The following is a 15,620-nucleotide window of genomic DNA, read 5'->3' as shown; positions in this document are numbered from 1 at the left end:
CGCGCCGTCGCCGACGGCCCCGAGCGACCGGACACGCATGCCGATCCATCTTTTCCTCGCCTCCCAGTCGCCGCGCAGGCGCGAGCTGCTGCGCCAGATCGGTCGCTCCTTCGACGTGCTCGACGTCGACGTGCCCGAACGGCGCGAACCGAATGAATCACCCGAGGACTACGTCAGCCGCGTCGCCCGCGAGAAGGCCGGCGCGGGGCTGCTGCAGGTCGCCGCGGTGCACGATGCGGTCGTGATCGGCGCGGACACCGAAGTCGTGCTCGACGACCATGTGTTCGGCAAGCCGGCCGATGCGATGGACGCAGCGGCGATGCTGCGGCGCCTGTCCGGTCGCAGTCATCGCGTGTTGTCGGCGGTGTGGTGCGTGAGCGCGGGCCGCGAGGAGCACGCGCTCAGCATTTCGACGGTGGAGTTCGCGCCGATGTCCGATGCCGACATCGCCGACTACATCGCGACCGGTGAAGCGTTCGGCAAGGCCGGCGCCTATGCGATCCAGGGGCATGCCGCCGCGTACATCGGTCGCCTCGTCGGCAGCCATTCGGCGGTCATGGGGCTGCCGTTGCACGAGACCTCGGTGTTGCTGCGCCGTTTCGAACGCGGCTGACGGCTTCAGCGGCGTCCGGCGATCGACAGTCCGCGTGCCGCACAGGCGGCGTGCGATCCGCTCACGGAGTCGCGTCGAACCCGTCGGCGAAGATGGAATCGCCCGGCACCTCCTTCAGCACGACAAGCGTCGTCGCGCTGGTCGACACGGCGCCATCGCTCGCCGTGACGGTCGTGAGGCAATCGCCGCCCGCCGGCGGGTTGGCGAACGCGAGGCGCACCGTGCCGCTGGTGGCATCGATCGCGAAAAGGCCCGGGCACTGGCTGGACAGGCCGTACGTGAGCGGGGTGGGCAGGCCGTCGTCGCTCGCCGCAGCGGTGAGCACGAGCGTACCGGCGGGCGCTGCGGGGCCCACCGTGTACTGCGGCGCGAGCACGAGGGTGGGTGCTTGGTTCGCCTGGACTTCGTATGCGCCGATGTCGACCTGGCCGCCGACGATGCGTGCGCGACCCGACGCATCGCGACTGCCGCTGCCACCCTGTGGATTCGCGATGCCGCCGTCGATGAGCGGCGAGCCGACGCGCGGCATCGGATTGCCCGGCGCAATGAAATCCGGATCGCCGTAGCTCACGCCGGACAGGTGCGGCGACTGGATCGGCGTCCACGTTTCCATCCCGCCCGTGCGCACATGATCGAGCCAGACGTCGCCGCCGCTGCCCGGGGCCCAGGTGTTGTCGTGGATCGTATGCGGGTCGCCGTCGTCCCAGGAGCCCATCATCAGCAGGAGGTCGCGCTCGGCCGTGGTCGAGCACTTCTTGTTGCCCCACGACACGCTGTTGCCGAGGTGCACCACACCGCCCTCGGTGGCGCGCAGTTCGATGCCGGAGACGAGGTCGAGGTAGAACAGGGTGTCCGGACCATCGGGCTGCTGGCAGGACGCGTTGGTGTCCATGCCGGTGACGCTGACCTGCGACACGCGCGTGACGCCACCCTGTGCGCTGTGAACGAATAGCCCCGCATTGCCGAGCGCGCTCGACTGGCGCGCCGAGACGTCGCGCACGGTGAGCGTGGCACCGATGTTGCGCAGGGTGCCTGCGGCGTTGCCGTTGTTGGGCGCATGGCAGCCGCGGATGTCGAGGCGCTCGAGCAGCAGCTCGTTGGTCTCCAGCCCGACCAGCGCGTCGAGGCAGGCGCTCTCCGGTTCCCAGTACTCGAACGGGAAGTCGTCCAGATTCGCATGCACGGCATAGGCTTTGGTGAAGTTCGGGTTCTTCAGCGTCAGGCCGGTCACGTTGACCTTGGCGTTGAACGGAACGTCGTCCGGATTCATCGACGACGGTATTCCCGCGTACACGCGCAATGCCGGTTTGCTCGTGCTGCCGATGAGCGTGGTCATTGCGGGGTCGTGGTCCTGCGATGTGCAGCTGCCGTCGGCACCGCTCCAGCCCCCGGAAACATCGACGATCTGGTTGGCGTGCGTCTGGATCAGTTCGAACGGCCCGGTCAGGGACGTCGACGGGTAGACGCCACTGCGAATGCGGATGAAGAACAGCGTGTCGGCGGCCATGCGCACGTCCGCGAGCGCGGCGGCGAGTTCGTAGGCGTTCGATACGCATCGCGTCGCGGCGACGGCGGCGGTGGGCAACGCGAATGCCGTGGCGAGACCGACGAGATGGAGGGCGGCGGTGCGAAGGAAACGCGTGGACATCGGATGACCCTCGAAGCGGCCGCCGAAGAGGGCGGCGTGGATGGCACGACCCGCGACGGCCGGCCGCAGCGACCTTGCGGCTGCACTGCGGCCAACTCGCGCGAAACCTGTACGTGGAGGGAGCGGATCGGGATCGATCGCGCGCGCATGCTCAACCGGCCGCGCGCGCGCCGGCTGCCGCGATCATCGACTCGGCCAGAGTGCCGTAGATCTCCCCCCAGGCGTGTTCGACCGCTGGCGTGAAGGCGGGGCCGAAGTGTTCGCGCAGTGCGCTCAGCAAAGCGGCGCCGACATCGTCGTAGTCGTCTTCGGCGACGCCGTAGCCGGCATGGCGTCGACCCAGTTCGGCGAATTCATGCGCGAGCCGTTCCGGATCGTCGAGATGGCGCATGATCGATTCGAGCATGTCGACGAGCTTGCGCACCTGTGCATCGATATCGGCGGGAAAAAGCAACCGCGCGTCCGGGCGCAGGCGGAACAGCTGCGCATAGAAGCGCCGGCCGAACGTGTCCGCATTGCCGATGCGGGCGAACGTGCCGCGCACGAGTCGGATGTGATCGTCGGTCATGTCGCATGCCTCGCGGGTACGTGGTGGTGGTGCACGGCAGGATCAGTTGAATCCATCGGCGAAGATCAGGTCGGAGAGCGGCGCCGCCTCGAAGGCGCCGACGTCGACGCCGGCTCCGACGAAGCGTGGCCGCCCCTCGGCGTCGAAGCTGCCGCTGCCGCCGGGTGGATCCGCGAGGCCGCTGTCGATGAGCAGGGAATCGGGGCGCAAGTGCGGATCGCCGACCGCCATGAACCCCGGGTCGCCGCTGCCCGGCACGGTGTCGCCGGCAGGTTCGATGCCGCCGCGTGAACCGGTGTGCACGCGCGCGAGCCACTGCAATCCGCCCGACAAGTAGAGGTCCGGGCGGCTTGCGTCGTTGCCCCAGAGGACGCTGTTGGAGAGCTCGGCCCGGGCGTTGGCGACGTTGATCAGCGTGAGGCCGCTTGCGCTGGCGTCGGGATGGCTCGAGTGGTTGCCGGTAACGGTCAGGTGCGCGAGCTGCGTGATGCCGTTCCCGGCGGTGTAGATGCTCATGCCGCCATTGCGCAGGGCCTGCCCGTTCTCGATCAGCACGTCGCGGATCGAGAGCGTGCCTGCGCTGTTGATCTCGCCGGACGCGGAGGAGCTGTCGCCGCCGCCGCTGCAGCCGGTGAAGCGCACGCGTTCGATGCGGAGCGTGCCGGATGCCTCGACGTTGGCGTACAGGCAGGCGCCGTTGCCTGGCACCTGGCCCGTCGTGGTGATGCTGACGTCGTGGATGTACAGCAGCGAACCGGCGCCACTGACGTTGGTCCACAGCGTCCTGGTCGACGGCGGCCCGGCGAGCAGCGTGGTGCCATATCCGAATTGGAGATTGCTGCAGGTTCCGTTCGGGCCGGTCCATCCGCCCGAGATCTCGATGACCTGGTTGGCGCGGGACCACTGGACGTCGTCCAGGGCGGTGGTGAGGTCGTATCGCCCCTGCCGCAGCTTGATCATGAACAACGAGTCGCTGGATGCGAGTGCATCGTCGACGGCGCTGACGAGCGCCCCTGGCGTCTGCACGCAGCGGACCGTGAGTGCCTGGCCTGGCGCGGGCAGGGTAGCGAGCACCAGCAGGGCAGCGCGCAGGAGCAGGCGGATGGCAACGGGCATTGCGTCTTCCTCGAAATGACGCCGTGGCGGCGTGTTCGGGGAGGAGCATCCGGCCTCGCCGCCACGATCGCCTGACCGCAACGCGACGCGCAGCTCACGCGATCATTATTTCGTTTCCGAACCGTCGCTTGCGTCGACCAGCCGGGCGATGGCGAGGCGCGCGCCGGCGACGGCGAGTGGCGGATAGGGCGGGTCGAGCGGCTTTTCCGCCGGCACCGGCTGGCCGAGCTCGGCGGCGAGCAGGCGTGCTTCGTCGGCGAACGCGAGGTCGAGTACGCCTCGCCGATAGGCGGCTTCGAGGTCGTCGTGCGCGGCGGCACGATCGCCGCGTTGCAGCGCGGTGCGTGCGGCGGCGAGCGATTGCACGGCGGGCGTCGACTCGACCGTGGCCGGTGCGATCTCCGGGAACAGGCGCAGGCCGACCAGCGTGGCGAGACTCGCCATCGTGCCGTCGCCGTTGCGCCGGCCGACGGTCATCGCGTGCTCGAATTCCTTGCGCGCCACGGCCCGGTTGCCCTGCATCGCCTGCAACTGGGCGAGGAGCAGGGACAGGTCGAACTCGTCGGTGACCCAGCCCGCCTCGACCATGCCCACACGCGCGCGCTCGAACCCGGCGATCGCGCCGGCCGCGTCGCCGTCGAGCATCGCGGCGAGGCCTGCGTTCGCGCGGGCGCGATTGCCGATGTCGCTGCGGCCGTTCTTCTGCGCTTCGTCCGCGGCGCGGCGCCAGGCGTCGCGCGCCGCGCGCCGGTCGCCGCGGCTCCAGGCGATGCGGCCGGCGAGGTATTCCCATGCCGCCGCGTCGGTCGTGCGCGGCAGCCGGTCGAGCACCGCCCGGGCGCCGTCGATGTCGCCGAACGAGGCGCGATCGGCGAGTGCGGCCTCGAGCTTGCGGTTGCCGAGGGCATCGATGTCGATCTGCCGGATCTCGGCGAGGGCCGCCTCGCGCAGACCTTGGTAATGCTTGAGATGCGCGCGTGCGAGATGCATGCGCCACGCACGCGGACGCAGGTCCAGCACGGCGCCGGCGTAGCGGATGATGTCGGCGGCTGCGCCGTCGCGTTCCGCCTCGGCATAACGCAGCATCGCGTTGACATAGGCATCGCGCAACGGCGAGGCCCGCGCGCGTGCTCGCGCGAGCCATCGATCCGCCTCGGCGGCGTCGCCGGCGCCGACCGCCCACAGGCCGACCAGTAGCGGCGGCCATGGCGTGCGTGCGTCGCTGTCGTCGAGCGCTTCGAGGAGTGCGCGTGCACGCGCGCGGTCGCCGCCATTGTCGTGGCGCAGCGCCTCGCCGAGCAGGCGCGCACTGTCGGCGTGAGCCGCGTGCACGTCGGCGGCGCGGATGCCGTAGCCCACGTCGATCCACGCCCCGTCGCCGGGCGCCCAGGCGCGCAGCACGAAGGCGAGCACGATCGCAGCGAGCGCGACCAGCGCAGCGCCAAATCCGCGTGCGCGCCGTGGGTGGACCGCGCGCGCCGGCTTCACCGTCGCCGGGGCCGGTGCAGCGGTGGCCGGTGTCGGGCCGTTCGCGACGCGGGGTGTCCCCGCGTCGATGCCGGGGGTGATCGTGGGCGCTGCCGCATCGATCGCCGCGGTGGACTCGCGTTGCACCTGCGCATCGAAGCGGATGCCGACGCCGCGCACGGTGACGATGCGCTCGCCCTGCGTGCCGAGCACGGCGCGCGCGCGAAAGATCGCCTGGGTCAGCGCTTCGTCGGAAACGATTTGTCCGCCCGGCCACAGCCGCGCGCTGAGTTCGTCGCGCGACAGCACGCGGCCGGGGGTCTCGCACAGCGCGAGCAGCAGGTCGAATGCACGCCGCGACACCGCGCGCTCGCGCGCACCGACGAACACGCGACGGCCGTGCGGCTCGATCACGACGTCGGCGAAGCAATATCGGTAGGGAGCCACCTCGGGGATTCCTGCGCCCATCGGTCGTCGTAGCGCTCGTGCGGCCGGTCGTGGCCGATGTCGTCGGCGATCCTGCCGACATCGTCGCGCATAGCGTAGCGGTCGCGCGTGTCACCGCGCCAGCCTTCGCGTCGCGGCCTACGGCGTCGCGGCGGCGAGCTCGGACACCGCGAGCTGCGGCGCGCGCTGCAGGCGGTCGAGCCGCGCCTGCTCGGCATCGGCTTCGTCGTCGCGGCGTGCGCTGCGCAGGGCCTGTACGCGCAACGCGATCGCTTCGGGCTGCTGCTCGAGCCAGGGTTTCCATGCGTCGCGCAGCAACACGTCGTCGGGCGCACCGGCGGCGACCTGCCAGCGACCGACCTGGAACAGGCTCGCCTGCGCTGCGGGGCCGTTCGCCGTGGGCGCGCGGTCGAGGCGCGCGGCGAGATCATCCCGCGCGCCTGCGGCATCGCCGTCGACGAACCGCAACTGCGCATCGAGCAGCGGCAGCCACGCCGCCCACGACCGCGCGTCGGCTTGCGCGATCGCGCGGAAGGCGTCGGCGGCTTCGTGCGCGGTCTTCGCGTCACCACCCGCCGCGGCCGCGGCGACGATGTCGGTGAGCACCGGGGCGAGGCTGCGCGTGATGCCGGCTTCGGCATAGGTCGAGCGTGCGGTCGCATAGTGGCGCAGGGCGGCCGCCATGTCGCCGCGCCGTGCCGCATGCAGGCCGAGCGCCCAGTCGAGTTCGGCCTGCCAGTACGGATTGCGCTGGCGCTCGGCGGCACTGCGAACGCGCTCGGCGAGGATCGCGATGTCCGCGTCGCGATCGAACGGCGCGAGCACGCCGAGCAGCTGCAGGCTCGCCAGCATCTCGAGCTGCACGTCGCCGCGCCGGTGGGCGAGTGCGAGCGCCTGCTGCAGCAGTGTCGCCGCATCGCGCAGGCGACCCTGGTTCGCCTCGGTCGCGCCAAGGCTGGCGAGCGTGTGGCCTTCGAGCGTGGCGTCGCCGGCGGCGCGCGCGGCGTCGAGCCCTTCACGCAGCTTGGCGCCTGCCGCGGCCGCATCGCCGGCACCGTTGTCGACCGTGGCGAGGTTGACCAGCACGAGCGCTTCGCCGCGCCGGTTGCCGGTGCTGCGCGCGAGTGCGAGCGCGCGTTCGAACAGCGCCCGCGCCTCGTCGAAGTGGCCGCGCTCGTCCTCGACCGACGCCTGCGCGACGAGCAGGTCGGTGAGTACGAACGGTCGGCTCGCGGAGACGTCGGCGAGCGCGGCCTGCAGGTGGCGCGCCGCGCCGTCGAGGTCGCCGCGGCGGAACGCGATCGAGCCGAGCTGGCGTTCGGCCGCGACCAGCAGTTCCTCGTCGCCCTGCTCGCGCGCGGCAGCGGCGACCTTCGCGGCGTTGTCGGCGCTCGCCTGCGCGTCGCCCGCCGCGCCCTGCGCGATCGCGAGGCCGAGGCGCGGCCAGGCGAGAGCCGGATCCTGGTCGAGGCAGATCTCGAAATACTTGCGTGCGCCCGCGGTGTCGCCGTGCAGCTGCGCGTCGAGGCCGCGCGCATAGGCTTCGGCGAGGAATGCGCTTCCGATGCCCTTGTGGCGCACGTCCGGCAACGCGGCGAGGCCGAGCCAGCGGCGCACCTGCGCGACCGCGTCGACCGCGAGCGGGGCAGGCGCGCTGCCATGCAGGGTTTCGCTGCGATCAGCCGCGCCCGCGCCGACCAGGCGCACGTCCAGTTCGTACAGCGAGCCGACGCGGCGCAGGCGCGTCGCGACGAGGTGGGTCGCACCGAATGCCGCACGCAGCGCGGCAACGCCCTCGGCATCGAGCGCGCGCGCGGCCTTGTCGCTGGCGAGCACGTCCTTCGCCGGCACCACGTCGACGCGCCCGTCCTCGCCGAACAGGCCGGCCATGAGGCCCATGAGGCCGCTGCGCGTCCACGCAAGCCCGTCGTCGCCGCTGCGATCCTCGATCGGCAGGATCGCGATGCGCGTCGCTGTAGCGGAAGGCGCGTCCGCATGGGGCGCAAAGGCGCGGTAACCGAGGACGCCGGCCAGCAGGAGCACGCAAACGGACAGGGCGACCCAGGCGAGGCGTCGCGGATGCAGTCCGCGTGCGGCAGGCTCGACCGTCCGCGCCAGCGGTTCGGCCGGCGCGACGGCGACCGGCAGGACGGCGGGCTCCGTGTCGGCGAGTTCGATCACGTCGCCGACCCAGCGCAGGCCGCGCCCATGCACCGTGCGGATCACGCGCTGCGCATCGCCGTCATCGCCGAGCGCGCGCCGCGCCTTGCGCAACTGCTGCGACAGCGCCGCGTCGGTGACCGGGCGATCGCCCCACAGCGCCTCGATGAGTTCGCGCTTGTCGAGGGCGCGGCCGCGCTCGCGCAGCAACAGCGCGATCAGGTCGAACACCTTCGCCTCGACTTCCACCGGCGCACCGTCGCGGCGGATCTCGCGCGCGTCGAGGTCGATCAGGGTGTCGCCGGTCAGGTAACGCAAACGTGCAACCAGGATCGGAGGGCGGAATGCGGCGCAAGTCTACATGGACGCGTGGGGCAGGGCCGTCGCCGCGGACGCCGGGTGGCCGATTTCGCCGGGCGTTGACGGCGCGCCGAAAGGTAGCTTTGCAAACATCGGTCGAGATGCGAACGGCGCATTCGACAAGAAGCCCGCCGTGAAGCTATAAGTTGCTTCAATTTCCTCCTCCAAGTCCTTACATGTCCGAAGAAATCCTGATCAACGTGACCCCGCGTGAAACGCGCGTCGCCCTGGTCGAGAACGGCATGCTGCAGGAGGTCCACGTCGAGCGGGCGAGCCGGCGCGGCTATGTCGGCAACATCTACAAAGGCAAGGTCAGCCGGGTCATGCCCGGCATGCAGGCTGCCTTCGTCGAGATCGGCCTCGATCGCGCGGCGTTCCTGCACGCCTCGGACATCGTGCGACCGCACGCGACCCTGACCGGCGAGAACGGCGAGGCCGCGGCCGCGCCGGCGCCGCCGATCACCGAACTCGTGCGCGACGGCCAGGACATCGTCGTGCAGGTGGTCAAGGATCCGATCGGCACGAAGGGCGCGCGCCTGACGACGCACCTGTCGATCCCCTCGCGCTATCTCGTGCTGCTGCCGTACAGCAAGGTGCTCGGCGTTTCGGTGCGCATCGAGGACGAGGTGGAGCGCCAGCGGCTCAAGGATCTGCTCGCGGCGACGATCGGGCTGGAACCCGCCGCACCCGCGACCGCGACGACCCTCGCGCCGAGGCTCGGCTACATCGTGCGCACGAATGCCGAAGGCCAGTCGCGCGAAGCGCTCGCCGAGGACATCGATTACCTCGGCAAGCTGTGGGCGAACATCCAGGAACAGATGGCGCGCGCGCGCGTCGGCGAGCGCATTTACGAAGACCTCAGCCTGCCGCTGCGCGCGCTGCGCGACCTCATGCGGCCGTCGATCGAGAAGGTGCGCATCGATTCGCGCGAGACGCTCGAACGCGCGCAGCGCTTCGTATCGCAGTTCATGCCCGAGTTGGCCGAGCGGGTGGAGCATTACCCCGGTGAGCGGCCGATCTTCGACCTGTACGGGGTCGAGGACGAGATCCAGAACGCGCTGAAGAAGGATGTGCCGCTGAAGTCCGGCGGCTACCTGATCGTCGACCAGACCGAGGCGATGACGACCATCGACGTCAACACGGGCGGCTTCCTCGGCTCGCGCAACCTCGAGGAGACGGTGTTCCGCACCAACCTCGAGGCCGCGCAGGCCGCGGCGCGGCAGCTGCGCCTGCGCAACCTCGGCGGCATCATCATCATCGACTTCATCGACATGACCGACGAGGAGCACCAGCGCCAGGTGCTGCGCCAGTTGCAGAAGTCGATGGCGCGCGATCATGCGAAGGCGACCGTGTACGACATGTCGCCGCTCGGCCTGGTCGAGATGACGCGCAAGCGCACCACCGAGAGCCTCGAACGGCAGCTGTGCGAGCCATGCCCGGCGTGCAGCGGGCGCGGCAGCGTGAAGACCGCCGAGACGATCACCTACGAGATCTTCCGCGAGATCACCCGCGCGGTGCGCCAGTTCGAGGCGCAGCAACTGCTCGTGCTGGCCGCACCGAGGGTGGTCAACCGCATCCTCGAGGAAGAGTCGGTCGCGGTCGCCGAACTCGAGGAATTCATCGGCAAGACGATACGTTTCCAACCGGAAGAGCACTATTCGCAGGAGCAGTACGATGTCGTGCTGCTCTAGCACCGCGGCGGGGGTCGGGTGACCACCATGCTGCGGGTGTGCCTGCGCCGGCTGCGGTTCGCGCTGCTGGCGGCGGCGGCGACGTGCGTGATCCTGCTCGGCGTTTTGGCCGGCATCACGCAGCTGGCGATGCCATGGCTTACCCAGCATCCGCAGCAGGTCGAGCGCTGGCTGTCGGACCGGCTCGACCGCGCCGTCACGATCGGGCGCCTCGACGGGCGCTGGGTCGGTGGCGGACCACTGCTCTCGCTCGACGACGTGCGCATCGCCGGCAGCGCGGGCAGCGCGCCGCTGCTGATCCCGCACGCGGAACTCGCCTTCGACCTGCTCGCCGCCGTGCAGCGCAACAAGGCATTCAGCGAGTTCCGGCTCGCCGACGTCGAACTGCGGCTCGTGCACGCCGACGGCGAATGGAGGCTGCGCGATTTCGATCTCGGCGCCTCGTCGCCGCGCGACGAGCCCGTTTCGATGGGCGCACTCGGTGCACTCGAGATCACGCGCCTCAAACTCGCCATCGACGATACCGGGCGCGACCTGCACCTGCAGTTCGACGCACCGATCCTGCGCGTGCTCAATCGCGGCTCGGTCATGCGCGTGCTGGGTCGCGTGCGCGACGCGGGCAGTGAAACGCCGCCGCTCGAACTCGTCGCCGACCTCGATCCGGCCGAGCGTTCGGGTGAGATCTACGTCGGCGGGCGCGACCTCGACCTGGCCGCGTTCGGCGCGAGCGCCTCGTCCACGGGCGTGCGCCCGCTCGCGGGGCACGGCGCGGTGCAGTTCTGGTTGCACGTCGCTGCGGGGCGCATCGAGGACGCGCGCTCGCGCATCGACCTCAAGGACGCGCAGTTCGCCGCGAACGAGCCGGTCGCGATCGGCGACGGCGCGTTGATCGAACCGCGCGCCTCGTTCGACCGCCTCGCGCTGGTCGCGCGCTGGATGCGCGACGCGGACGGCTGGACGCTCGACATCGCCGACTTCGTGGCCGCCGCCGACGCCAAACCCGCGCGCTTCACCCTCGAGCGTCGCGGCGATGGCGCCACGACGCATTGGCGCGCGGCCGCGAGCGCGCTCGCGCTCGAGCCGCTCGCCAACCTCGCGATGCTGCCCGCGCGCACGCCGGGCGAGCTGCGGCGCTGGCTCTACCTCGCGCATCCGCGCGGCCTGCTCGGGCAGGCGCAGGTGGATCTTCGTGGCGACGCGTATGCGGTAAGCGCGAACCTGCGTGGCGGCGAGGCTGCGAGCGCCGGCGCGATACCGGGCATCGAAGGCCTCGACGTCGACGTGGTCGGCGACGAAAGCGCATTGCTCGCACAACTGCCGGAACAGGCGTTGCGCGTGAACCTGCCGCGCGTGTTCCGGAAGCCGTTCGCGTTCTCCCGCTTCGGCGGCGACCTGGTCGCGCGCCGCAGCGAGGACGGCTGGCGCATCGAAACCGATCGCATCGGCTTCGAAGGCGAGGGCTTCGGTGGCGAACTGCGCGGCAGCGTCGACGTCGCCGCGGGACGCCGGCCGAGCCTCGACCTGTACGCGATCGCCACGCACGGCGACGTCGTCGCGGCGAAGCTGTTCTGGCCGACCAACACGATGCCGCCGAACGCGGTCGCCTGGCTCGACCGCGCTCTGGTCGGGGGTCGCATCGACGAAGGCCGCGTCGCGATCCACGGCGATCTCGCCGACTGGCCGTTCCACAATCGCGCCGGGCGCTTCGTTGCGGTGGGCATCGTGAATGACGCGACGCTCGACTATCACGAGGATTGGCCGCCGGCCGAACACATTCACGGCATCGCGACCTTCATCAACGACGGCATGAACGTCGAAGCGGATGCCGTCACTGCAATGGGGAACAAGGTGAGCGCGGCGAGTGCGACGATCGAGGACTTCGGCCCGCTCGTGCTCGACCTGTCGGCGAAGGGCGAAGGCACCGGACCGAACCTGCTCGCGTTCCTGCGCGCGACGCCGATCGGCAAGACCTACCAGGAGCAACTCAAGGACATCGCGATCGGCGGCCGTGGCGTAGTCGGCTTCACGATGAAGCTGCCGATCAAGGAGGCCGGAGCGCTCGTGCTCGACGGCAAGGTCGATCTCGCCGGCGCGCGCATCGACCACGAGGCGTATGACCTGCACTTCAACGACGCGAACGGCGTGCTGCGCTTCAACCAGAAGGGCTTCCTCGCCGACGCGCTCGACGCGACGTTCCGCGAACGCAAGGCGAAATTGACCGTCGCGATCGGCGGTTACGTCGTCGATCCACGCCATGTGTTCGAAGCGAGCGTCGCCGGCAGCTGGCCGGTCACGAGCGTATTCGCCGACGTGCCCGTGCTGCTGCCGATGCTCGGCAGCGTGCAGGGCGAGTCGGCGTGGACCGCGCGGGTCGGCGTCGATCACGCGGTCGACGGCAACGCGCGCGCGGTACTCGCGCTCGACAGCGACCTCGTCGGCACCGCGATCGCCTTGCCGCCGCCGCTCGCGAAGGCGGCAGACGCGAGCACGCCGTTCCACCTCGATCTCGGACTGCCGTATGCCGGGCAGGAATTCAGTGCGCGGCTGGGGACGATCGCAGGCATGCGCGGCCGCGCGCCCGGCAGCGGCCGCGCCTTCGGTGCGCGCATCCAATTCGGCGCAGGCGTGGTCGGCGCGCCGCCGGCGCAGGGCATCGCGATCGGGGGGCGCGTCGCGCGCCTCGACGCGGGCGCCTGGCTCGACCTCGTCGAGAGCGGCAGCGGCGGTCCAGCGCTCGTCGACTCGCTGGACCTGCGCGCCGACGACTTCGTGTTCGGCGGGCGCGAGTTCGACGACACCGGCCTCGCGATCGAGAACACGCTCGCGAAGACCACGATCCGCATCGACGGCGCCGCGCTCGCCGGCACGCTCGAAGTGCCGCGCGGCGACCTCGCCACGCGCGGAATCACCGCGAGGTTCGCGCGCGTGCACTGGCCGGAAGCACCGGCCGACGCACCCGACGCCGGCGCACTCGCCGACGTCGCGCCGGGTTCGCTGCCGCCGCTGCACCTGCGCGTGGAAGATTTCCAGCTCGGCAACGCGAGCTTCGGCAGCGCGCAGTTCGACAGCCATCCGATCGCGGGCGGCATGCAGATCGACACGCTCGAATCGCATTCGCCGAACGTGTCGATGATCGGCAGCGGCGACTGGACCGGCGGCGCGATCGAGAACCGCTCGCGCATGTCGATCCAGCTCAGCGCGCAGAACCTGGGCCGCATGATGGATGCGCTCGGCTTCGCCGGGCTCATCGACGGCGGCAGCACGAAGGCCACGATCGACGCGAGCTGGTTCGGCCCGCCGTCCGCGTTCGCGCTGCCCAAGCTCGACGGCACGCTCGCGATCGACGTCGCCGAAGGTCGCATCCTCGACGTCGACCCCGGAGCGGGGCGCATCTTCGGCCTCTTCTCGCTGACCGAGATCCCGCGGCGCCTGAGTCTCGATTTCAGCGATTTCTTCCGGTCCGGTCTCGGCTTCAATTCGATCACGGGTACGTTCCGCCTCGCCGGCGGCAATGCCTACACGGACGGGCTGCGCATCGACAGTCCGGCCGCGGAGATCATCGTCAGCGGCCGCACGGGGCTGCGCACGAAGGACTACGACCAGCTCATGGACGTGCGTGCGCGCGCCGGCGCGACCTTGCCGATCGTCGGCGCGATCGCCGCGGGTCCGGTCGGTGCGGCGGCGGGCCTGGTCATGCAGGGCATCTTCAACAAGCCGATCGGCAAGGCGGTCGCACGCCGCTACAAGGTGTCCGGATCGTGGGACAAGCCGCACATCACCTTGCTCTCGCGAGCCAGGGTGGGCAGGGGCGCGGATGCGGCGCCGGCGACGGAGCCTGCGGCGGAGCCCGTGCTGCCCGAAGAGCTCGCGCCGCCCTGGCAGGTGTCGCCGCTCGGCGACGACGGCGGCAGCCGGCCCTGACGTCCTGCGTTGCAATGGACCAGGTTGTGGTCCAGCATGCGCGGCCCCATCTTCCCGGTTGGTCTCGCGCGCTGCGTGCGCCATGATCCAACCGTTTTCCTGGCCTGGCTCCCTTCATGTCCGATCTCATCGCCCTTGCCGAACGCCAACTGCTGAGCCCGGGCGGGCTCGCCACCCGTGACCTCGACGGCGTGTTCGCCCGCCTCATGGGACCGGCGATCGACGCGGCCGACCTGTATTTCCAGCATTCGCGTTCGGAGTCCTGGGTGCTCGAGGACGGCATCGTCAAGGACGGCTCGCATTCGATCGAGCAGGGTGTCGGCGTGCGCGCGCTCTCGGGCGAAAAGGCCGGTTTCGCGTACTCCGACGAGATCGTGCTGCCGGCGCTGGTCGAAGCTGCGGGCTCGGCGCGCGCGATCGCCCGCGCCGGTGCGAACGGCGTCGGCAAGCCGCTCGCGATCGCGAGCGCGCGTGCGCTGTATGCGCCGGTCGATCCGATCGACAGCCTCACGAATGAAGCGAAGATCGCCGTGCTGCGCGAAGTCGACGCGGCCTGCCGGGCCGCCGATCCGCGCGTGAAGCAGGTCATCGTGAGCCTCGCTGCCGCCGTCGACACCGTGCTCATCGCGCATTCGGACGGCACGCTCGCCGCCGACGTGCGACCGCTCGTGCGCATGAACGTGCAGGTCATCGCCGAGGCGAACGGCCGGCGCGAGTCGGGCAGCAGCGGTGGCGGCGGCCGCTACACCTTCCCCGAACTGCTCGAGAACGGCCGCGCGCACGCATTCGCGCGCGAGGCCGTGCGCACGGCGCTGGTCAATCTCGACGCGGTACCGGCACCCGCCGGCAACATGCCGGTCGTGCTCGGCCCCGGCTGGCCCGGCGTGCTCCTGCACGAGGCGATCGGGCACGGTTTCGAGGGCGACTTCAACCGCAAGGAAACTTCCGCGTTCGCCGGCATGCTCGGCGAGAAGGTCGCGGCGGACGGCGTCACCGTGGTCGACGACGGCACGCTCGCCGCGCGGCGCGGTTCGCTCAGCATCGACGACGAAGGCACGCCGACGAGCTGCACGGTGCTGGTCGAGAACGGCGTGATGAAGGGCTACATGCAGGACAAGCTCAATGCGCGCCTGATGGGCCAGCGCTCCACCGGCAACGGCCGGCGCGAATCGTTCGCGCACCTGCCGATGCCGCGCATGACCAACACCTACATGCTGCCGGGCGAGCGCGACCCCGGCGAGATCATCGCGTCGGTCAAGCGTGGCCTGTACGCGGTCAATTTCGGCGGCGGCCAGGTCGACATCACCAACGGCAAGTTCACCTTCTCGGCGAGCGAGGCGTATCTGATCGAGGACGGCAAGGTCACGCGCCCGGTGAAGGGCGCGACGCTGATCGGTTCGGGCGCCGACGTGCTCAAGCGCGTGTCGATGATCGGCAACGACCTCAAGCTCGACGAAGGCGTCGGCGTCTGCGGCAAGGACGGGCAGAGCGTGCCGGTCGGCGTCGGCCAGCCGACGTTGAAGATCGACGGCATGACGGTCGGAGGCACCGCGGCGTGAAGCTCACGCGGTCGCCGCGTGCGGCCCTCGCGGCGTCGAGCGGCTCGCGTATCGCGTGCGCGGTGACGAA

Annotated in this window: 9 protein-coding genes; 4 read left to right on the top strand and 5 right to left on the bottom strand. The window is 70.6% G+C overall.

Annotated elements, in window-relative coordinates; all coding sequences use genetic code 11:
* Positions 1-37: 37 nt before the first annotated feature.
* On the top strand, positions 38-613 hold the full coding sequence (locus tag ACTHK2_RS08960; protein ID WP_440245360.1) for a Maf family protein: 576 nt from the start codon (positions 38-40) through the stop codon (positions 611-613).
* Between the two features lie 61 nt (positions 614-674).
* Here the strand turns inward: ACTHK2_RS08960 and ACTHK2_RS08955 are convergent, their stop codons facing one another.
* The 5 genes from ACTHK2_RS08955 to ACTHK2_RS08935 form a co-directional block, all read right to left on the bottom strand.
* Entirely contained in the window at positions 675-2,261 is a 1,587-nt protein-coding gene (locus tag ACTHK2_RS08955; protein WP_440245359.1) for a choice-of-anchor Q domain-containing protein, read from the bottom strand.
* A 151-nt stretch (positions 2,262-2,412) separates the two neighbouring features.
* Entirely contained in the window at positions 2,413-2,829 is a 417-nt protein-coding gene (locus tag ACTHK2_RS08950) for a globin domain-containing protein (RefSeq protein ID WP_440245358.1), read from the bottom strand.
* Positions 2,830-2,871: 42 nt separating this feature from the next.
* Complete coding sequence (locus tag ACTHK2_RS08945) at positions 2,872-3,945, bottom strand: hypothetical protein (protein WP_440245357.1); 1,074 nt, start codon at positions 3,943-3,945, stop codon at positions 2,872-2,874.
* Between the two features lie 105 nt (positions 3,946-4,050).
* Positions 4,051-5,859: a winged helix-turn-helix domain-containing protein gene (locus ACTHK2_RS08940; protein WP_440245356.1), complete on the bottom strand. Its 1,809-nt coding sequence runs from the start codon at positions 5,857-5,859 to the stop codon at positions 4,051-4,053.
* A 138-nt stretch (positions 5,860-5,997) separates the two neighbouring features.
* A complete protein-coding gene (locus ACTHK2_RS08935) occupies positions 5,998-8,337 on the bottom strand; it encodes a winged helix-turn-helix domain-containing protein (RefSeq protein ID WP_440245355.1) in 2,340 nt (779 codons plus the stop codon).
* A 218-nt stretch (positions 8,338-8,555) separates the two neighbouring features.
* On the opposite strand from ACTHK2_RS08935, the gene rng reads away from it, so the two are divergent.
* From rng to tldD, 3 genes are all read left to right on the top strand, one after another.
* Entirely contained in the window at positions 8,556-10,070 is a 1,515-nt protein-coding gene (gene rng, locus ACTHK2_RS08930) for a ribonuclease G (protein WP_440245354.1), read from the top strand.
* A 27-nt stretch (positions 10,071-10,097) separates the two neighbouring features.
* On the top strand, positions 10,098-13,991 hold the full coding sequence (locus ACTHK2_RS08925; protein WP_440245381.1) for a YhdP family protein: 3,894 nt from the start codon (positions 10,098-10,100) through the stop codon (positions 13,989-13,991).
* Between the two features lie 116 nt (positions 13,992-14,107).
* Positions 14,108-15,550 (top strand): metalloprotease TldD, encoded by a 1,443-nt coding sequence (gene tldD, locus ACTHK2_RS08920; protein ID WP_440245353.1) that lies wholly within the window; start codon positions 14,108-14,110, stop codon positions 15,548-15,550.
* The last annotated feature ends 70 nt before the right edge of the window (positions 15,551-15,620 follow it).

The sequence above is a fragment of the Dokdonella sp. genome (genome assembly GCF_051958935.1).
In the GTDB taxonomy this organism is placed as follows: domain Bacteria; phylum Pseudomonadota; class Gammaproteobacteria; order Xanthomonadales; family Rhodanobacteraceae; genus Dokdonella_A.
The sequence above is the reverse complement of the archived record's forward strand: the minus strand, read 5'-3'. Positions and strand labels throughout refer to the sequence as shown.